Origin of the sequence: Staphylococcus sp. GDB9P120P (assembly GCF_017893435.1) — a bacterium.
GTDB classification, from domain to species: domain Bacteria; phylum Bacillota; class Bacilli; order Staphylococcales; family Staphylococcaceae; genus Staphylococcus; species Staphylococcus cohnii.
This window is the reverse complement of the sequence record NZ_JAESNB010000008.1, coordinates 608,958-629,439: the sequence shown is the minus strand read 5'-3', so window position 1 is coordinate 629,439 and position 20,482 is coordinate 608,958. Positions and strand designations below refer to the sequence as shown.

The window sequence follows — 20,482 nt, the reverse complement described above, 5'->3', positions numbered from 1 at the left end:
TTTATCTCGCATCTGAGAAACACTTTAAAGGAGAATAGCATGGTATATTTGAAATCTATTGATGCCTTTGGATTTAAATCATTTGCTGAACATACAAATGTACAGTTTGATGAAGGTGTCACGGCAATAGTTGGACCTAATGGTAGTGGTAAGAGTAATATTACAGATGCAATAAAGTGGGTATTGGGCGAACAATCCGCGAAATCATTGCGTGGCGCTAAAATGGAAGATATTATTTTTTCTGGTGCAGAGCATAGAAAAGCTCAAAATTTTGCTGAAGTAAAATTAAAATTAGATAATAGTACAGGTAAATTAAATGTTGATACAGAAGAATTAGTAGTCACTCGCCGTTTATATAGAAGTGGGGAAAGTGAATATTATTTAAATAATGACCGGTCACGACTTAAAGATATTATAGAATTATTTTTAGATTCGGGATTAGGAAAAGAAGCATTCAGTATAATATCTCAAGGTCGCGTTGATGAAATTCTTAATGCAAAGCCAATTGATAGAAGACAAATATTGGAAGAATCTGCAGGTGTATTAAAATATAAAAAAAGAAAGGCAACTTCTGTGCAAAAATTAGATCAAACAGAAGACAACCTGACGCGTGTAGAAGATATTTTATTTGATTTAGAAGGTCGTGTCGAACCATTACGAGAAGAAGCTGCAATAGCAAAAGAATATAAACACTTATCTAATGAGATGGAAAAAAGTGATGTGCTAGTCACTGTTTATGATATTGAGCAATATAATCAAAATATTTATGAGCTAGACGAAAATCTCAATCGCTTAAAAAGTCAACAAGCTTCAAAAGATGCAGAAAAGGTACAACACACACAATCATTAAATCAATATAAATCTGAACGTCAACAATTAGACGAAACAATCGAATCTTTAAATTTTAAACTGGTTAAAGCAACTGAAGAAGTTGAAAAATTTGCTGGACAGTTAAATGTGTTAGAGGAACGTAAGAAAAATCAATCACAAACTAATGCACGATTTGAAGAAGAACAAGAAAGTCTAGAGACACAAGTCACAAATATAAAGCAAGAGCAAGCAGAAGTGAAAGACCAAATAAAACATTTAAAATCCAAACAAACAGATTTAAATGAAGAGATACAACAATATGAGTCACAGCTTTATGTATCCGATGAACAACATGATGAAAAGTTAGAGTCAATAAAAGATAAATACTATCAACTTATGTCAGAACAATCAGATGTCAATAATGATATTCGTTTTTTAGAGCATACGATTCAAGAAAATGAAACGAAACAATCACGATTAGATTCACGCTTGTTAGATGCTTATAAAGATTTGAAAAATATTCAAAATCAAATTACTGAAACTGAGAAACAAAGTACCATCGCGAAAAAAGAGTTGAAAAAAGCGGAAAGTGATTTAGCATCTTATGAGAAAAAACTAACACAACTTAAAAATCAACAAAATGAATACGAAGAGAAATTACACCAAGCATACAGATTTAATGAAAAATTAAAATCACGTATCGACAGTTTAGCGACACAGCAAGAAGAATATAGTTATTTTTTCAATGGTGTCAAACACATACTGAAAATGAAAGATAATAAACTTTCTGGCATCCGTGGCGCAGTCGCAGAAGTCATCCATGTGCCTTCGAATTTAACGAAAGCAATTGAAACGGCATTAGGTGCTTCACTGCAACATATCATTGTGGATTCTGAAAAAGATGGTCGTCAAGCAATACAATATTTAAAACAAAATGGTCTTGGAAGAGCTACATTTTTACCATTAAATGTCATTCAACCTCGTAATGTTGCAAGCGATATTTTGAATATAGCAGATAGCTCAACTGGCTTTGTAAACGTTGCTTCAAATGCGATACAAGTTGAAAATGATTATAAACATGTGATTCAAAATTTATTAGGTAATACAATAATTGTAGACAATTTGAAAAATGCTAACGAGTTAGCTAGAAAAATTCGTTATAGAACACGTATCGTAACGTTAGAAGGAGATATTGTAAACCCAGGTGGTTCCATGACTGGTGGTGGTGATCGTAAAACTAAAAGTATTTTATCTCAAAAAGATGAGCTTTCAACAATGCGTGCACAATTAGAAGATTATCAACAACAAACTGTTTCATTCGAAAAACAGTTCCAAGCTATTAAAGAAGAAGCAGATGCGTTAAGTAATACTTATTTTGATACGAGTCAAAACTATAATACGATAAAACAAAACGTACATGAATTTGACTTAGAATTGGATAGATTACGAAAGCAAGAAACACATTTAAAAAATGAGCATGAGGAATTTGAATTTGAGAAAAATGATGGTTACCAAAGCGAAACAAGTAAGCAAACCTTAAACGACAAAAAGGAACAATTAGCAACAATTCAAGCGCAATTGCAAAAATTAGAAGAAGATATTAATATCTATACAAAATTATCAAAAGAAGGTAAAGAGAGTACAACGTTAATACAACAAAAATTACATCAAAAACAATCTGATTTAGCAGTAATTAAAGAAAGACTAAATACTCAAAAGCAAACTGAATCAAGATTAAATCATCAACTTAAACAATTAAAAGAGCAAAAGCAAAAATTGAGTGAACAAATTGAATTATTTAATTCAGATGAAATAACTGGCGAAAAAGCTTTCGAAACGATTCAAAATAATATTGAACAAAGTAAAAATAATAAAGTAAAATTAACTGAAGATTTAGCTACTATTAAATCACAACGTCAAGCTTTGAATGATACAATTGAGACAACAGAACGTAAGTTGGAAGAAGCAAATCAAGATATTTTATCAATTGAAAACCGTTACCAAGATATTAAAGCAGAACAATCTCGTTTAGATGTACTCATTAACCATGCGATAGATCATTTAAGTGAGCAGTATCATCTTACCTTTGAACGAGCGAGTGAATTATATACATTAGAAGAAGATATTGAGAGTTTGCGTAAAAAAGTAAAATTAACGAAGATGTCTATTGAAGAATTAGGACCTGTAAACTTAAATGCGATTGAACAATTTGAAGAAATCAATGAACGTTATACTTTCTTGAATGAGCAACGTGCAGATTTAAGAGCAGCCAAAGCGACATTAGAACAATTAATTGAAGAAATGGATAAAGAAGTTAAGGAACGGTTTAAAGAGACTTTTCATTCCGTACAAGGTCATTTTTCTGAAGTATTTAAATCATTATTTGGTGGGGGACAAGCAGAGCTGCGCTTGACAGATGATGATTATTTATCAGCAGGGGTAGATATTATCGTCCAACCACCAGGTAAAAAACTACAAAATCTATCATTATTAAGTGGTGGAGAACGTGCTTTAAGTGCAATTGCTTTGTTATTCGCAATTTTAAAAGTGAGATCAGCGCCATTTGTGATTTTAGATGAAGTAGAAGCCGCTTTAGATGAAGCCAATGTTATACGTTATGCGCAATATTTAAAAGCATTATCAAGTCAAACTCAGTTTATTGTCATAACACATCGTAAAGGTACGATGGAATTTTCAGATCGTTTATACGGTGTAACGATGCAAGAATCAGGTGTATCAAAATTAGTAAGTGTCAATTTAAATACGATTGATGAAGTCATTAAGGAGGAACAAGTATGAGCTTTTTCAAACGACTAAAAGATAAATTCACAACGTCTACAGAAAATCAAAAACCAGACGAATTAGAGCAAGAACAACAATCTGAATTAGATGTAGAACAATCTCAAACATCTGAAGAACCACAAGAAAAAACAAAACAGCCAAAAAAATTAAAAGAAGCTGATTTTGATGATGACGGATTAATTTCAATTGAGGATTTTGAAGAAATTGAAGCACAGCAATTAGGTGCAAAATTTAGAGCAGGGTTAGAAAAATCTCGCGAAAATTTCCAAGAACAGTTAAATAACTTAATTGCACGTTATCGTAAAGTTGATGAAGATTTCTTTGAAGCATTGGAAGAAATGTTAATAACTGCAGATGTTGGCTTTAATACAGTGATGGAACTCGTAGAAGAATTACGTAACGAAGCTCAGCGACGTAATATTTCAGAAACTGAAGATTTACGTGAAGTTATCGTAGAAAAAATTGTAGATATCTATCATCAAGACGATGAACATTCAGAAGTAATGAACATTGAAAATGAAGGATTAAATGTCATTTTAATGGTAGGTGTGAATGGTGTTGGCAAAACGACAACAATCGGTAAATTAGCACATCGTTATCAAGCTGAAGGTAAGAAAGTGATGCTAGCAGCTGGTGATACTTTTAGAGCTGGCGCTATTGAACAACTCAAAGTATGGGGAGAACGTGTTGGTGTGGAAGTAATGAGCCAAAAAGAAGGTTCAGACCCAGCTGCAGTTATGTATGATGCTATCAATGCAGCTAAAAGTAAGGGCGTTGATATTTTAATTTGTGATACTGCAGGTCGCTTACAAAATAAATCTAATTTAATGAATGAATTAGAAAAAGTAAAACGTGTGATAGGCAGAGCAGTACCAGAAGCGCCCCATGAAGTACTTCTTTGTTTAGATGCTACTACCGGACAAAATGCATTGTCCCAAGCTAAATCATTTAAAGAGGTTACGAATGTGACTGGTATTGTATTAACTAAGCTGGATGGAACTGCAAAAGGCGGTATCGTTTTAGCGATACGTAATGAATTAAAAATACCAGTTAAATATGTTGGCTTAGGTGAAAAATTAGATGATTTACAACCATTTAATCCAGAAAGTTATGTATATGGACTATTTGCTGATATGATTGAACAAAATGTTGATGATACAGAGGCATCTGACGATGGTGCAGATAGCACGGATGTGCAGAATGAAGGCAATAAAGATGAGTCAAAATGATTTAATTAAGACAATACGTATGAATTACTTGTTTGATTTTTATCAATCATTATTAACGGAAAAGCAACGAAACTATCTAGAACTATTTTACCTACAAGATTATTCTTTAAGTGAGATTGCAGATACGTTTGATGTGAGCCGCCAAGCAGTGTATGATAACATAAGAAGAACTGGTGATTTAGTAGAAGATTATGAAGAGAAACTAGGTCTTTATCAAAATTTTGAAAAACGACAAAATATATATGAAGCAATAAAAAAGCATATTGAGGAGCCAGAAAAAATTAAACAGTATCTTCAAGCACTTGAAGATTTAGAATAATTAAGAGTATAAAGGAGGGTATTGATATGGCATTTGAAGGGTTATCCGATCGTCTCCAAGGGACGATGCAAAAAATCCGTGGCAAAGGGAAAGTAACTGAAGCAGATATTAAATTAATGATGCGAGAGGTCCGACTAGCATTACTTGAAGCAGACGTTAACTTTAAAGTCGTAAAGGATTTTGTCAAAACCGTATCAGAACGAGCTTTAGGTTCAGATGTAATGAAGTCTTTAACACCTGGACAACAAGTTATTAAGATAGTACAAGAAGAACTTACACAACTCATGGGTGGCGAAAATGCAACCATCCAGATGGCCAACAAACCGCCAACAGTTGTGATGATGGTTGGTTTACAAGGTGCAGGTAAAACTACGACTGCAGGTAAGTTAGCATTGCTTATGCGTAAAAAATACAACAAAAAACCATTATTAGTTGCGGCCGATATTTATAGACCAGCAGCAATTGATCAATTACAAACTGTAGGTAAGCAAATTGATATTCCTGTATACAGTGAAGGGGACCAAGTTAAGCCACAACAAATTGTAGAAAATGCAATTAAACATGCAAAAGAGGAACATTTAGATTTTGTCATTATTGATACTGCAGGTCGTTTGCATGTTGATGAAGCATTAATGGAAGAATTAAGTGATGTAAAAGAAATCACTAAACCAGATGAGATTATGCTTGTTGTTGATGCCATGACTGGTCAAGATGCAGTAAATGTAGCCCAATCGTTTGATGAGCAATTAGAAGTTTCAGGTGTTACCTTGACAAAACTAGATGGTGATACACGTGGTGGTGCTGCTTTATCAATTAGAGCAGTGACACAAAAGCCAATTAAATTTGTTGGTATGAGTGAAAAGTTAGATGGCTTAGAACCATTTCATCCAGAACGTATGGCTTCTCGAATATTAGGTATGGGTGATGTGTTAAGTTTAATAGAAAAAGCGCAACAAGATGTAGATGAAGATAAAGCTAAAGATTTAGAAAAGAAAATGCGTACGTCATCATTTACTTTGGAAGATTTCTTAGAACAATTAGATCAAGTCAAGAACCTTGGTCCATTAGATGACATTATGAAAATGATCCCTGGAATGAACAAAATGAAAGGGATGAATAATCTTAATATGGATGATAAACAAATCGACCATATTAAAGCTATTATTCAATCTATGACACCTAATGAACGTAATAACCCTGAAACATTAAATGTATCACGTAAAAAACGTATTGCTAAGGGTTCAGGACGTACTGTTCAAGAAGTTAACAGATTGATGAAACAATTTAATGAAATGAAGAAAATGATGAAGCAATTTTCTGGTGGCGGCAAAGGCAAAAAAGGTAAACGTAAACAAATGGAGAATATGTTAAATGGTATGAACTTACCATTTTAACAATTGTCTATAAAATAATTTTTTAAAGAAATAAACGGGCACAAGTCTCATTCACAAAATAAAGGACTAATCCATATGAAAATGGATTAGTCCTTTTTATATGGATAATTTGCGATTTTGAACGTGCATGCTTGCCTGGGGATATGGCTCGAGCCCGTAGTCTCTCGCTCATATCATTTCCCTGGGCGTCAGCACGATGCAAAATCGTTTAAAATATTTCTCAAGATACAAAAGAAAAGGTTCAATTAAAACAATTTATTAACCCTAATAAATTGATGAAGTTCTTATTTTATAAAGTTACTAACATGAATTATCTTGAAATAATAAGTAATAAAGAATTAGTCCTTTTTATATGGATAATTTGCGATTTTGAACGTGCATGCTTGCCTGGGGATATGGCTCGAGCCTGTAGTCTCTCGCTCATATCATTTCCCTGGGCGTCAGCACGATGCAAAATCGTAGAAAATATAAAATTATGAATTTTCATTTGTGAATGACATGTTATTTAATTTAACTTAGGTATATTAATATTTTCCCTGAATGTCGTACCTTCATATTCTGTTCTAAAAAGATTTCTTTTTTGTAATTCTGGAATGATGTAATCTACAAAATCTTCCAAGCTATTAGGAAAAGTTGGCGGCATTAAATTAAATCCGTCAGCTACACCCTCATTAAACCAATGTTCCATTTCATCAACAATTTGTTCTGGTGTTCCGATGAGCGTTAAATGCCCACCACCTGCACTAAGATATCCTAACAATTGTCGTAAAGTTGGATTTTTGTCTTTTATAATTTCCAACACAGTTTGATAACGACCTTTGGGGCCTTTAAAAGATTCTAATGGTGGTAAAGGTGGCACCGGTTCATCCAAATCCCAATTATGACAATCTTGATGGATGAAAAATTCTAATTGATTTAATGCTGTTTCAATTGCTAAGTTTGCATCTAGTTTTTGCTTTTTAGCATAAGCTTCTTCGTATGTTGGGGCGACATATGTGACTAATCCTGGAAAGACTTTTAAACTGTTTTCTGATTTACCTGCTAATTTAAGTTGATGATTTAATCTTTTTTTAAATACAGTGGCTTGCTGTATGTTCCAAGCTACTGCATAAACAGCATCTGCGTATTTAGTAGCTAATGCAATGCCAGGATCTGATGCACCAGCTTGCATAGCAACAGGTTTGCCTTGTAGGCTGCTTGGTGTTGTTAAAGGTCCCTGTACTTTGAAATGCTCTCCTACATGATTGATCGCATGGATATGATTCGCATTGATTAGAATATCATGTACCTTGTCATGTATAAAATCATCTGAGCTCCAAGATGTTAATAATTGATTCATGACACATGCAAATTCATCTGCTTTTTTATAACGTTCATGATGTGCAGGTAAACTAGACATGCTATGATTTGCAGCTTCTAAATCCGTCATAGACGTTACTAAATTCCAGCCTGCACGTCCTTGACTCATATGATCAAGGCTCAATAATTGCCTTGCAGCAGTAAAAGGATTCGAAAATGTACTTGAGATAGTTGCAACAAGACCTATATTTTGTGTTACTTGTGCTATTGCTGCTAAATTCATTAATGGGTCAAACCAAAAAGCAGGCATGTCATTATCCGTTTTAGCAGGAAAAGATTGATTATCTGCAAAAAATATAGCGTCCAACAACCCCCGTTCTGCTAGTCTAGCTAACGATTTGTAATAAGCGGTATCTCCAATTTGGTCAATACTAGAATCATGCATACGCCATGCAGCTTGGTGATGGCCACAACCATAAAGTAATACACCTATATTGAGATGTTGGGTATGTGTCATAATTGATGTCCTCCATATTTTAATTCATTGTTAAGCCGCCATCTACGGTAATATTTTGACCAGTGATACCATTAGCCTGATCGGAAACTAAAAATGTCACCATGTTAGCTACATCTTGTGGTGTTGTAACTTTATGTAATGGCGTAGTTTGTTCGATTAAATCAAACACTTCATCCGTAGTGACAGCACTAGCGTCTGTAGTTTTTAATAAACCACCAGAAACGACATTAGCTTTGATGCCATATTGTCCTAGTTCGGCAGCGATATTTCTAGTGAAACCGATTAAACTTGACTTAGCGGTAGTATATTCGTGGTAGGGTACGACAGGATTTTGGTATAAATTCGTTCCGATAGATATAATGGTACCTGATTTGTGCTTAATAAATTGATCAATAACGCTTTGCGTTACATTGAAAGCACCTTTGAGCGTACCGTCAATTTGTTGTTGATAATCTGACCAGCTTAAGTCTTTAAATGATTTTTGACTAGAAGGATCAAATTTAAATCCTATAAGCGCATTATTCACAACAGCATCTATTTTTCCAAAATAATTAGTAGCTTCCGTGATTAATTGATCAACTTGTGTTCTGTCTGTGACATCAGCACGTATTGCAATTGCATGCTCGTGACCAATTTCGTCCACAACTTTTTCTGCTAATGCTTTATTTTGAAAATAATTGATAATTACATTATGTCCTTGTTTACCTAAAGTTTTTGCTATTGATGCACCTAATCCTCTACTGCTACCAGTTATAAGTATTGTTTTAGTCATCATTTCACTCCTAGAATTATTTATTAAATAAAAAAATACACAACCTCCGTGAGAGAAGTTGTGTACTAAAAATCTACAATCTATAGTTAAGATATTAAAATAGCTTTGTCATTTTTGTAACACTTCCCTCCGCTAGTATGGACTAGATCAGGTTCAAAGGGTTTGAGTAAACTCATCTCAGTTAAAAAACACCCCTAGTGCATTTCATATTTAATTTATTCTCAATTTATAGTGTTTAATGATTAATGTCAAGTTTACTTCAAAGTCGGAAGCTATATTGATACAATTAATTGTTTAAAAGTAAAAATATAAAATGGTAAAGAAGAAACTCTTTACAAACTTCTAAATAACTGTTAATATTATTTCTTGTAGAAAATAAAAATTAGAACAATCAAAGGAGAGAATATAAATGGCAGTTAAATTACGTTTAACACGTTTAGGCTCAAAAAGAAATCCATTCTATCGTATCGTAGCAGCAGATGCTCGTGCGCCACGTGATGGTCGTAACATCGAACAAATCGGAACTTATAATCCAAATAATGTAAATGCTCCAGAAGTTAAAATTGACGAAGAGTTAGCATTAAAATGGTTAAAAAATGGTGCTAAACCAACAGATACTGTACACAATATCTTATCAAGAGAAGGTATCTTGAAAAAATTTGACGATCAAAAATAATTGTCATCATTTACACATATTAAATTTATAAAAGGAGAGGCGTAGAAATCTCAGTGATTTAAAATGATTTCGTCGTCTCATCTTCGCATGAATGACTAAGGTAAAATGTTTACCATAGCGCATGCCAATATAATGATAAGAGGCTGAGACAATACATTTGTCCCAGCCTTTTAAATTATCACAAACATTTTAATACACATTAACTAATTGATAAGATTGTTTAAAGGAATAAATAAAATAATCAATAAAATAATCAATACAACATTTTACCACGTAACGATAGAGAAGGCTTATTATAATTATAATAATTCATGTTATAATTATTTTAGTCAAAAAATGAAAAAAACGAATTTCAATGATATATACACATTATCGGAGGAGCTTAAATGAAAGTAGAAATAGGTAAAATTATCAATACACATGGTATAAAAGGCGAAATCAAAGTCCAATCTCACTCAGATTTTACAGATATCCGCTTTCAACCAGGTGAAATTGTGATGATAGAACGTCAAAATGAACCAACAATAGAATTGAAAGTTGCGACATATCGTATGCATAAAGGGTTGCACATGTTGACTTTTGAAGGCATCAATAATATTAATGATATTGAGCATTTAAAAGGGGAGATACTTTTACAAGAACGCGACCATGAAGAAATTGAATTAGGTGAACATGAATATTATTACTCAGATATTATTGGTTGTACCGTATTCGATGAAAAAGAAACGCCTATTGGACGCGTGATAGAAATTTTTGAAACGGGTGCGAATGATGTATGGGTTGTCAAAGGTGATAAAGAATATCTTATACCATATATAGAAGGTGTTGTTAAACATATAGATGTTGAAGGTAGACGTATTGATATTACGCCTATGGAAGGACTGTTGGAGTAATGAAGATAGATTATTTAACTTTGTTCCCTCAAATGTTTGATGGCGTATTAAATCAATCGATTTTAAAAAGAGCACAAGATAAGGAAATGCTACAAGTCAATACTGTCGATTTTAGAAGTTTCGCTGAAAATAAGCATAATCAAGTAGATGATTATCCATTTGGCGGTGGACAAGGTATGGTGCTTAAACCAGAACCTATATTTAATGCAATGAAGTGCATTGAAAAAACAGAAAATACACGAGTGATTTTAATGTGTCCACAAGGTCGGCCATTTAATCAGGAAATTGCCCAGGAACTTAGTCATTCAGAACATTTGGTTTTTATTTGTGGACATTATGAAGGATATGATGAACGAATTCGACAGCATCTAGTTACTGATGAAATTTCTATGGGAGATTATGTTTTAACAGGTGGAGAATTGCCTGCTATGGTAATGACTGATGCAATTGTAAGGTTAATACCAGGTGTTTTAGGTAATCAACAATCACATGAGGATGATTCCTTTCAGGATGGTTTATTAGAATTTCCACAATATACAAGACCACGTTCATACCAAGATATGAACGTGCCAGATGTATTATTATCAGGTAATCATGCGCATATTGATCAATGGCGTCATGAGCAAAAACTGATACGTACGTGGGAAAAGCGTCCAGATTTATTAGAAAATTATCCACTTACGGATAAAGATAAAGATATTTTAGAAAGATATAAAAAGCAATTGAAAAATGAATGACAGTGTGCTAACATAATTTAAGTGTGCGACACACGAAAATCACTATGATCCGCTGCTATATATTTGTCAAGGCAAGAACATAGGTTGAAGGAGAGAAAAAATAATGAGTAATCACAAATTAATCGAAGCAGTAACACAATCACAATTACGCACAGATTTACCTTCATTCCGTCCAGGTGACACTTTAAGAGTTCACGTACGTATTATTGAAGGTACTCGCGAACGTATCCAAGTATTCGAAGGTGTTGTAATCAAACGTCGTGGTGGAGGTATTTCAGAAACTTTCACAGTACGTAAGATTTCTTCAGGTGTAGGTGTGGAACGTACATTCCCATTACACACTCCAAAAATCGAAAAAATCGAAGTTAAACGTCGCGGTAAAGTACGTCGTGCTAAATTATATTACTTACGTGAATTACGTGGTAAAGCTGCTAGAATCAAAGAAATTCGTTAATCAGCATAAAAGTCATAAAAAAGAAGCAGTTCCTAATAGGAACTGCTTCTTTTTTTGTTTCGTAATCAATTCGACGAAGGTAATAATGATATTATTTTTTAGCGTAAATCCATTTTGTATATATGAAACTTAAAACGACGCCAATAACACTAATTATGATCAATAACCATGTATAGGGTGGTGTATATTTAAGCGTAATTGTCTTTTGTCCTTGTTCTACAGGGATGATTGTCATGATGCCATTTCCTTGTTTAACTGGTAACGTTTTGACTTTGTCTGTATAAGCTTTCATTCCATCTCTATAAGGCATTGGCAACACGAGATAACCTTCATCATTTTTATTTTTTTCAATTGTATAATTACGCGCATTTTGTGAAACTTTCACTGAATGTAGTTGTTTATGTGCTTTATTTAATACGTCGTAGTTTTCTCCGTATATTCCTTTAATATTAAAACGATAAGTACCTTTAGATAATTTTATATTCAAATCTTGAGCAGATTTTATGCGCATTGTTACAGGAGTGACGAAACGTCTGTACTTATAAGATAAGTTATTACGATGTTGATTATATTCATTTACGCCAACATTGTGTACTTTATCTGGTCCCAATAATTCAACATCCATCTCTACATAGAGGTCTTCATATTGATTGGCAATAGATGTTGGTAACTTATACTGGATACCACCGCCGTCCTTAGAAACGGATAATTTATTTTTTTGTGTACGTTTTGCATTAACTAAATGAGTTGAAGTTTCTGCAAGTAAGTTTTTATTCGGTGTGAACTGTTGATTGGTAGGGTATGCGTCTGTCTGGTCAAAAACGACCCCTTGTAACATTGCTTGTTCTTTATCCAAAGGTGATTTAAGATCTTTTTTATTAAATACTTTATTTGTAATATGCGCACTTGGATAGTTGATTTTATTTGTTGAGTGTACAAAGGATTCATCATCAGAATGTTTGATTGTACTATGCTTAGAAAAACCATAAGGCATATTTTTGTCTTCTGGACGTCGTATACGATCATTGACATCCCAAAGTGCCATCAAATTAGCTCTATTTGAAAGTAAACGGTAAGTGCTGTTTTTATCCGTATGCATATTGATTTGTAATGCTTTATCATAATATTTTAAAATATCGCCATCAAAAATACTTGAATATAATGCAATGCCGTTGAAATGATATATCATTGGTGAATTCAAACCGTATTGTGACATGTAATCGATTCTACTGAATGGATTATCTTGACTCTGTTTAATCTTATCAATTTTTTTGGCTAATGAAGGACTTTTATATTTTGAATCATGCATTGACGAAACTGTCGATTCGTATTTTTGAACATTATTTACATGGTCGTTTTCTAAAATAATTGCTTGTTGAATAATGAATAATATTACAAGTACAACAGATGGCCATTTTAATTTGAATAGTGATTTTTTATAAAGCAATATACCGATAAAAATCATAATTACAAGGCAGACGCCCATCCATGACATTTTTTGTTCTTTTACTATAATTTGCATAATACCCATAATCATTAATACGGGTAAGCAAGCGAATATATACGACTTCAATGATAATTCAGATAAATGCTGAATAAATAATGCAATTAATCCAGCAGTAGTAAGCGCAAATATATAAACCCAGCGGCGCTCAGGTGTTGAGAACCCATTGAACATACTATCGAAAAGGGGAGTTAGAGATCCTATTAGCATCACCCAAGTTGCGATAGCGAAAAGTCTATAATAATAATGTCGATATAATTTAAAAGATAGTAAGGCAATGAGTGCAATGATAGTAACAGTGATATAAAATCCATTTGTGAAAAAATGTTTTTGTCGTGCGAAATCTGTAATGATACCAAAATTAAAATAAGGATTACTTACTCTATCATTATTTAAAAAAGAAGAAACTCCAGTATAAAAACCCCATATAGCAATTAAGGTACTTAATATAACAGCTATAGGTATCATCCAAAGTTGTTGTTTCCTTGTGACGCTATCTTTTGCATGTGGGAAGATACATCTGTAGATAAAGTAACTCAAAATGACAATAGCTTCGTAATAACTAAAATAAAAATTAGAAAATAATGTTAAAGCAATAGCAAAAATAAATAATCCAATTTTTCTTTCTTTATAAAACCGTTCAATACCAAGCAAAGATAGTGGGAGAAAAATTAATAAATCTCCATAATATGACCAAGTAAAATTAAAATAAATGACGGTTGTTGAAGCTGCATATAACATTGAAGCCAAAAATACTATGTAGTTTTTGAGCTTGATATAATTAAAGAAATAGAACGCAAGGATAAATGTAGCAATACCTTTGACAAAAGCTACAATCAATTGGTTACTTGCCCAATATGTGATATTGCTAGGGTTGCTATTAAATATTACTTCAGATAACCACACGAATAAAAAATTAATTATTACAAAAGGTGAGGTTGCATAGTAATAGGATAAATCTTTAACATAATCTCCACCTAAACCAAAAGAATGATCATAAAAACTTTTGAATTGGCTAAAGTGTTCGTAAAGATACATTTGGAAAGGCATCATTTGCCTAAACCCATCACCATGACCACTGAATACGACACCGTCAGTTAAATAGCGATAAATATATGGTGTGAACGTTAATAAAGCTACGCCAACACCCATTAAAAGGATCGTAAAAAATCTTGTTAGTTTGTGAGACCAAATTCTATGAAACACGGTCATACCTCATCTCAGATAAACTCCTTTATTTAAATTTAGATTTTTGTTTTAGACACCAAAAAGCACTTATTAAGATACTTATACCTGAAATTATAATCATCGTAAACCAATATTTCGGTCGATATTTAATGACAATTTCATGATCTTGTTCTGAGACTGGCACACCAGTCATCATATAATTTACTTTTTTAGGTTTTACTTTTTTATGATCTATGTAGGCCATCATACCGTCACGATAAGGAATGTTAATCGTTGCGATACCCTCAGAGTGTGGCGCTAACTTCACTTTAACTCCATTGTTAATATCATTATAATAATGATTTTGTTTTGTGTTATAGGCTTTTTTAAGTTTATTATAGTTTTCTCCATGAAGACTTTGAATTTCAAAATAATAATTACCTCTAGGATTAATAGCTATGTTAATATTACCATCTTTATCTGGTTGCGTCCTATATAATTGGTTTTCAACGCCAGTTTTATAGGTTGAATTGTTATATAAACGGTGGTTAGCATAATTATTTATATTAATTGTGTAGTTACTATCGGGTTTGCCACGTTGAACTTTTAAACTTAAATAAAAGTCTGAATAACGTTTTCTTATGTGATTTGGAACATGAATTTTAATCTGACCTTGGTTTTTGGGCAGATAGATTTGATTATGATTTTTCATTTTTACATTTTTATAAACTATTTTAGTTGAATTGATAAGGTTTTGTGCATTGTCCGTATAAGTCTCACCTTTATTTTTTATAACAACACCATCTAACATCGCATGTTCTCGATCGATAGGTGTTTTTAAAGCGTCGGCATTATAGATTTGATCACTCACTTTTACGGAAGGTAAGTTTAAAGTATTCTCATAAATGTGATATTGTCCTTCACTTTTTACTTTTTTAAAATAACTAGGAACATTGTTTTCGTAATCTTTTAACATTAAATATTTCATTGAAAATAAACTGCTAATATTTTGTCGCCCATTAGTACTTTGGTATCTACTCACTGATTCAGACTGCAGGTTAATTTTTAAATCATCGTAGTAATAGTCTAAAATATTATGGTGAAAGATACTTGAGTATATACTTGAACCTTTAAAAAATTGATACATAGGTGTGTTATCTTGTTCATTAACACGCCAATCGATACGTTCGTCTTCGGTCTTAGAATGTTTCATTTCAGAGACTAACTGTCTTTGTAACGGTGTGTTAAAAAGACTTGCATTGACATAATAACGATTTGCTCGTTCAACATGATCTTCAAAATAAATTTGATTGCGTATAAAAACAGCTACAACGAGTGTTGCTAATATCAATATGGCAGTATAGTAAAAATAAGCTAAACGTTTACGATAAGTTGGAACATGAATACACAATACTAATAAGCCAATTAAACTAACAATAGGTGTAAACCAAAGCCAAGAAACGAAATCATCATAAACCCAAGCGCTTATAAAGATAAAACTTAAACTTATGATTGATGAAAAAAGATAGTTTTTAACCGTTAAAGTGCTAAAGTATTTTGCATATAGTCCAATGAGCAATGCAGCGTTAAAAGCTATTAAGTAATGCCATCTTTTTTGTGGAGCAGAAAAGCCGTTAAAGAGCTGATCGACAAATGGTAAATAATTAGCACCTATCGTAAGGATCATAAAGAAAGCGAATAACTTAAAATAAAAATGTTTGTACAGTTTAAATGATAACAGTGCTTGTATCACTATAAATAAAATCACTATTAGGTAATTGTCATAAAATAAATTCGTATTTTGGTTGAAGGGTTCAAAAGCATCTACGTCTCCATTAAAAGGTATACGTCTATTATTGGTATAAGCACGTAAGCCATGATAAAAAAAGAAAAGACTACAACCAAGTGCTAAAATTGCAGCAATGAGGATTGTGTATATTGCTTTAAGTCTAGGAACGATATCATGTTTATGCTTATATATTAACCTAACCGTGAAATAGATTAGGCCTACGATTAATTGATAATATGCAAAATAAAAGTTATTAATTAATGAAACTGTGACTACTATAATAAACATAGCTTTTTTTTCTTTTTGCAAAAATAATTCAATAGACCATAAGAGTAGCGGTAATAATATAAAAATATCACTGAAAAAAGGCCAATATACAGTAAACCTAAAATAGAGTGGTGATATTACAAAAAGATATGACGATAGTAGTGCAATGCTTCTGTTATGTGTAATGTAACGTACAAAACCAAAAGTTGCTAACATCGCTAATGTTGATTTAAATACTGATATGACAATAGCATTTGTCATCCAAAACATGATGTCTTGCGTATTTATATTGACAACTAATTTTATTATAAAGATAAACAGCACATTCATCATAAATAAAATATTAGTTGAAAAATAATAACTTAAGTCAGTAAAAAAATCTCCGCCTAATCCAAAATCAGTGGCGTAAAACCATTGTCCATGACTCCATTTATCATACAAGTACATTTGCATTGGAATCATTTGTTCCATGCCATCGTTGGGCCCTGTAAATAAAACACCATCATTTATAAATCTATAGATGACATATCCATGACCAATGATTGCTAATATAAAGCATAATAATATGTAAAAAAGCATCCTTTTCATGAGTAGTCTCCTGTAATTGAATTATTTTAATTCTATTGTAACGATTTTTTAGATTTATTGATAAAAATTACTATTATTTTATTTCAAAAAAATTAATCTCAAGATTATATTTATTTTGGTGTTTAGTATTGAAGGACACAAATTTGCTTAGTTTAAGGTCTGTTATAGACAATTGGGCACTTATTATAGGAAAATAGTGTAAATTAGTTTTTTAAATAAAGTAAATACAAGTTTTTATTTATCTCTATTCACCGCTCGTGTTATGATTTTAAGGTCAATGAATGGTATGAATAAAATATAAAATTTTGAAAAACAAACGAATAAACGTAAAAAGAAAGGTGAAGTAAATGGTAATCCAATGGTATCCAGGACATATGGCAAAAGCAAAACGCGAAGTTGCTGAACAATTAAAGAAAGTAGATGTTGTTTTTGAACTTGTTGACGCCCGTATTCCTTATAGTTCAAGAAATCCAATGATTGATGACGTGATACAACAAAAACCGAGAGTAGTTATTTTGAATAAAAAAGACATGGCGAATTTAAAAGAATTAGAAAAATGGGAGTCTTATTTTAAAGAAAAAGGCTATTATCCAGTGGCAATCGATGCTAAACATGGAAAAGGACTAAAATTAGTAGAGCAAACAGCTATTAAAGCAACACAAGAAAAATTTGACCGTGAAAAGAAAAAAGGTCTAAAACCACGTGCGATACGTGCGATGATCGTCGGCATTCCTAATGTTGGAAAATCTACACTCATTAATAAGTTAGCACACAAATCCATTGCTAAAACTGGAAATACACCTGGTGTCACAAAGCAACAACAATGGATCAAAGTTGGAAATTCACTTCAATTATTAGATACGCCAGGTATACTTTGGCCTAAATTTGAAGATCAACTTGTAGGGAAAAAATTAAGTATTACCGGAGCGATTAAAGATAGTATTGTACATTTGGATGAAGTTGCGATTTATGGTCTTGAATTTTTAAAAACCTATGATTATGAAGGATTGAAAAATCACTATAAGGTCGATGTGCCAATAGAAGCTGAAAATTTAGAATGGTTTGATGCTATAGGACGTCGTAGAGGATTGTTGCGTAGCGGTAATGAGGTTGACTATGAAGCGGTCATTGAATTAATCATCCATGAAATTAGAAATGCAAAAATCGGAACATATACGTTTGATGTTATTAAAGAAATGGATGTGTAACATAAATTTATGAAGCAAACGATAAAAGAAATTAAAGACCAATTAGCAACGTTACACAACACAAGCGACATTCAACTTCAACCATTTTATAAGGATGAACGTATTGGGGTTCAAAAAGCAATAGCAACAAGAATAAAACAACTAGATAAAGAACAACAATTATTAAATCAATATCAAGCCATGACATTTTATGAAAATCAAATATTAGCAAATGATGAAAGTGCGATAATTTGTGGTATTGATGAAGTAGGGAGAGGTCCACTTGCAGGACCAGTTGTCGCTTGTGCGGTGATATTAAATCATGATCATCACTTTACAGGTCTTAATGATTCGAAACAACTTACTGCCAAAAAAAGAAAAGTATTAGAACGTCAATTATTAGAGGAATTACATGCTTATGCATTCGGCTATGCTACTGTAGAGGAAATTGATGAAATCAATATTTATGAAGCGACAAAATTAGCTATGAAACGTGCTATTAATGGGCTGTCAGTTCAGCCAACACATTTACTCATTGATGCGATGACTTTAGAAACAAATATCGATCAAACATCTCTTGTGAAAGGTGATGCTAAAAGTGTATCGATTGCTGCAGCAAGTGTCTTAGCCAAAGAAAATAGAGACAGGTATATGACTCAGCTTGCCCAAAAATTTCCAGAATATGGGTTTGAAAAAAACGTTGGCTATGGTACTCAGCAACACTTAGATGCAATTAAAAATCACGGCATTTTAAATGTCCACAGAAAAACATTTCAACCAATTAAATCACTTTATAAATAATCTAAAAATTAAAAGAATTGAAATAAGTAGTTTAAATCAGTTTACAATAGCGCTTTCATTTCCTATAATTAAATATGAACTTAACCTAAGAAACAGGAGGATGGAGAATGAATATCCACGAGTATCAAGGTAAAGCAATATTTCGTTCAATGGGCGTTGCTGTCCCAGAAGGACGTGTAGCATTTACTGTTGAAGAAGCAGTTGAAAAGGCAAAAGAATTAGATTCAAATGTATATGTTGTAAAAGCGCAAATTCACGCCGGGGGTAGAGGTAATGCAGGCGGTGTTAAAATTGCAAAATCACTATCTGAAGTGGAAACATATGCAAAAGAATTGTTAGGAAAAACATTAGTAACACATCAAACTGGACCAGAAGGTAAAGAGATTAAGCGCCTTTACATAGAAGAAGGCTGCGATATTCAAAAAGAATATTATGTTGGATTTGTAATTGATCGTGCAACTGATAGAGTAACTTTGATGGCATCAGAAGAAGGCGGTACTGAAATTGAAAAGGTTGCTGCTGAAACACCCGAAAAAATCTTCAAAGAAACAATTGATCCAGTTGTTGGATTAGCACCTTATCAAGCAAGAAGAATTGCTTTCAATATTAATATTCCTAAAGAATCTATTAATAAAGCAGCTAAGTTTTTAGTATCACTTTATAATGTATTTATTGAAAAGGATTGTTCAATTGTTGAGATTAACCCACTTGTAACTACAGGTGATGGGCAAGTACTTGCATTAGATGCAAAACTCAACTTTGATGACAATGCGTTATTTAAACATAAAGATATCCAAGAATTACGCGATTTAGAAGAAGAAGATCCAAAAGAAATCGAAGCTTCTAAATATGATTTATCATACATTGCATTAGATGGCGACATTGGCTGTATGGTAAATGGTGCTGGTCTTGCAATGGCGACAATGGATACAATCAATCACTTTGGTGGTAATCCGGCGAACTTCCTTGACGTAGGGGGCGGCGCAACGAAAGAAAAAGTTACTGAAGCGTTTAAAATCATATTGGGTGATGAAAACGTAAAAGGTATCTTTGTTAATATCTTTGGTGGCATTATGAAATGCGACATTATTGCTGAAGGTATTGTTGCTGCAGTTAAAGAAGTAGAATTAACTTTACCGTTAGTTGTACGTTTAGAAGGTACAAATGTTGAAAGAGGTAAAGAAATTCTGAAAGAATCAGGATTAGCTATTGAACCGGCTGCAACAATGGCAGAAGGCGCACAAAAAATCGTAAAACTTGTAAAAGAAGCGTAAGGA

15 protein-coding genes and 1 riboswitch are annotated in these 20,482 nt (G+C 32.7%); of the genes, 11 read left to right on the top strand and 4 right to left on the bottom strand.

All coding sequences use genetic code 11. The features are described 5' to 3' along the window. The first annotated feature begins 39 nt into the window (after positions 1–39). The 4 genes from smc to ffh are packed head-to-tail and all read left to right on the top strand — an operon-like array spanning position 40 to position 6,554. A complete protein-coding gene (smc, locus tag KA856_RS08175; RefSeq protein ID WP_107504895.1) occupies positions 40–3,609 on the top strand; it encodes a chromosome segregation protein SMC in 3,570 nt (1,189 codons plus the stop codon). After that, a complete protein-coding gene (gene ftsY, locus KA856_RS08170; RefSeq protein WP_107384511.1) occupies positions 3,606–4,841 on the top strand; it encodes a signal recognition particle-docking protein FtsY in 1,236 nt (411 codons plus the stop codon). Before smc ends, ftsY begins: the two co-directional genes overlap by 4 nt. Beyond that, a complete protein-coding gene (locus KA856_RS08165; RefSeq protein WP_040030561.1) occupies positions 4,828–5,160 on the top strand; it encodes a putative DNA-binding protein in 333 nt (110 codons plus the stop codon). Before ftsY ends, KA856_RS08165 begins: the two co-directional genes overlap by 14 nt. A gap of 26 nt (positions 5,161–5,186) precedes the next feature. Next, entirely contained in the window at positions 5,187–6,554 is a 1,368-nt protein-coding gene (gene ffh / locus KA856_RS08160; protein ID WP_107384512.1) for a signal recognition particle protein, read from the top strand. A gap of 505 nt (positions 6,555–7,059) precedes the next feature. Here ffh and KA856_RS08155 read toward each other — a convergent pair. Continuing rightward, positions 7,060–8,370 carry an LLM class flavin-dependent oxidoreductase gene (locus KA856_RS08155; protein ID WP_107384513.1) on the bottom strand — a complete coding sequence of 437 codons (1,311 nt, stop codon included), beginning with the start codon at positions 8,368–8,370 and terminating at the stop codon, positions 7,060–7,062. Between the two features lie 19 nt (positions 8,371–8,389). Then, positions 8,390–9,142 (bottom strand): 3-oxoacyl-ACP reductase, encoded by a 753-nt coding sequence (locus KA856_RS08150; RefSeq protein WP_107384514.1) that lies wholly within the window; start codon positions 9,140–9,142, stop codon positions 8,390–8,392. 107 nt (positions 9,143–9,249) lie between these two features. Continuing rightward, positions 9,250–9,348, bottom strand: a riboswitch (TPP riboswitch). Between the two features lie 203 nt (positions 9,349–9,551). Here KA856_RS08150 and rpsP point away from each other — a divergent pair. From rpsP to rplS, 4 genes are all read left to right on the top strand, one after another. After that, entirely contained in the window at positions 9,552–9,818 is a 267-nt protein-coding gene (gene rpsP, locus KA856_RS08145) for a 30S ribosomal protein S16 (RefSeq protein WP_019468468.1), read from the top strand. Between the two features lie 386 nt (positions 9,819–10,204). Then, complete coding sequence (gene rimM / locus KA856_RS08140) at positions 10,205–10,711, top strand: ribosome maturation factor RimM (protein WP_107386167.1); 507 nt, start codon at positions 10,205–10,207, stop codon at positions 10,709–10,711. Continuing rightward, complete coding sequence (gene trmD, locus KA856_RS08135; RefSeq protein WP_107386168.1) at positions 10,711–11,448, top strand: tRNA (guanosine(37)-N1)-methyltransferase TrmD; 738 nt, start codon at positions 10,711–10,713, stop codon at positions 11,446–11,448. The genes rimM and trmD overlap by 1 nt, the downstream gene beginning before the upstream one ends. Positions 11,449–11,551: 103 nt before the next feature. Further along, the gene (gene rplS, locus KA856_RS08130; RefSeq protein WP_019468465.1) at positions 11,552–11,902 is read left to right on the top strand and encodes a 50S ribosomal protein L19; all 351 of its coding nucleotides are present in this window, start codon (positions 11,552–11,554) and stop codon (positions 11,900–11,902) included. A 91-nt stretch (positions 11,903–11,993) separates the two neighbouring features. Here the strand turns inward: rplS and KA856_RS08125 are convergent, their stop codons facing one another. Beyond that, positions 11,994–14,612 (bottom strand): YfhO family protein, encoded by a 2,619-nt coding sequence (locus KA856_RS08125; RefSeq protein ID WP_348634524.1) that lies wholly within the window; start codon positions 14,610–14,612, stop codon positions 11,994–11,996. Between the two features lie 28 nt (positions 14,613–14,640). Beyond that, positions 14,641–17,217, bottom strand: coding sequence for a YfhO family protein (locus tag KA856_RS08120; RefSeq protein ID WP_107523485.1), 2,577 nt, complete (start codon positions 17,215–17,217; stop codon positions 14,641–14,643). A 347-nt stretch (positions 17,218–17,564) separates the two neighbouring features. On the opposite strand from KA856_RS08120, the gene ylqF reads away from it, so the two are divergent. The 3 genes from ylqF (at position 17,565) to sucC (ending at position 20,479) form a co-directional block, all read left to right on the top strand. Continuing rightward, positions 17,565–18,425, top strand: coding sequence for a ribosome biogenesis GTPase YlqF (gene ylqF / locus KA856_RS08115; RefSeq protein ID WP_107384719.1), 861 nt, complete (start codon positions 17,565–17,567; stop codon positions 18,423–18,425). Positions 18,426–18,434: 9 nt separating this feature from the next. Further along, positions 18,435–19,205, top strand: coding sequence for a ribonuclease HII (locus KA856_RS08110; RefSeq protein WP_107384720.1), 771 nt, complete (start codon positions 18,435–18,437; stop codon positions 19,203–19,205). A gap of 107 nt (positions 19,206–19,312) precedes the next feature. Beyond that, a complete protein-coding gene (sucC, locus tag KA856_RS08105; RefSeq protein ID WP_019468460.1) occupies positions 19,313–20,479 on the top strand; it encodes an ADP-forming succinate--CoA ligase subunit beta in 1,167 nt (388 codons plus the stop codon). The last annotated feature ends 3 nt before the right edge of the window (positions 20,480–20,482 follow it).

Excerpts from the sequence above, each read along its gene's own strand:
- smc (WP_107504895.1), top strand. The coding sequence starts at position 40 with ATGGTATATTTGAAATCTATTGATGCCTTTGGATTTAAATCATTTGCT.
- ftsY (WP_107384511.1), top strand. The coding sequence starts at position 3,606 with ATGAGCTTTTTCAAACGACTAAAAGATAAATTCACAACGTCTACAGAA.
- KA856_RS08165 (WP_040030561.1), top strand. The coding sequence starts at position 4,828 with ATGAGTCAAAATGATTTAATTAAGACAATACGTATGAATTACTTGTTT.
- ffh (WP_107384512.1), top strand. The coding sequence starts at position 5,187 with ATGGCATTTGAAGGGTTATCCGATCGTCTCCAAGGGACGATGCAAAAA.
- KA856_RS08155 (WP_107384513.1), bottom strand. The coding sequence starts at position 8,370 with ATGACACATACCCAACATCTCAATATAGGTGTATTACTTTATGGTTGT.
- KA856_RS08150 (WP_107384514.1), bottom strand. The coding sequence starts at position 9,142 with ATGACTAAAACAATACTTATAACTGGTAGCAGTAGAGGATTAGGTGCA.
- rpsP (WP_019468468.1), top strand. The coding sequence starts at position 9,552 with ATGGCAGTTAAATTACGTTTAACACGTTTAGGCTCAAAAAGAAATCCA.
- rimM (WP_107386167.1), top strand. The coding sequence starts at position 10,205 with ATGAAAGTAGAAATAGGTAAAATTATCAATACACATGGTATAAAAGGC.
- trmD (WP_107386168.1), top strand. The coding sequence starts at position 10,711 with ATGAAGATAGATTATTTAACTTTGTTCCCTCAAATGTTTGATGGCGTA.
- rplS (WP_019468465.1), top strand. The coding sequence starts at position 11,552 with ATGAGTAATCACAAATTAATCGAAGCAGTAACACAATCACAATTACGC.
- KA856_RS08120 (WP_107523485.1), bottom strand. The coding sequence starts at position 17,217 with ATGAAAAGGATGCTTTTTTACATATTATTATGCTTTATATTAGCAATC.
- ylqF (WP_107384719.1), top strand. The coding sequence starts at position 17,565 with ATGGTAATCCAATGGTATCCAGGACATATGGCAAAAGCAAAACGCGAA.
- KA856_RS08110 (WP_107384720.1), top strand. The coding sequence starts at position 18,435 with ATGAAGCAAACGATAAAAGAAATTAAAGACCAATTAGCAACGTTACAC.
- sucC (WP_019468460.1), top strand. The coding sequence starts at position 19,313 with ATGAATATCCACGAGTATCAAGGTAAAGCAATATTTCGTTCAATGGGC.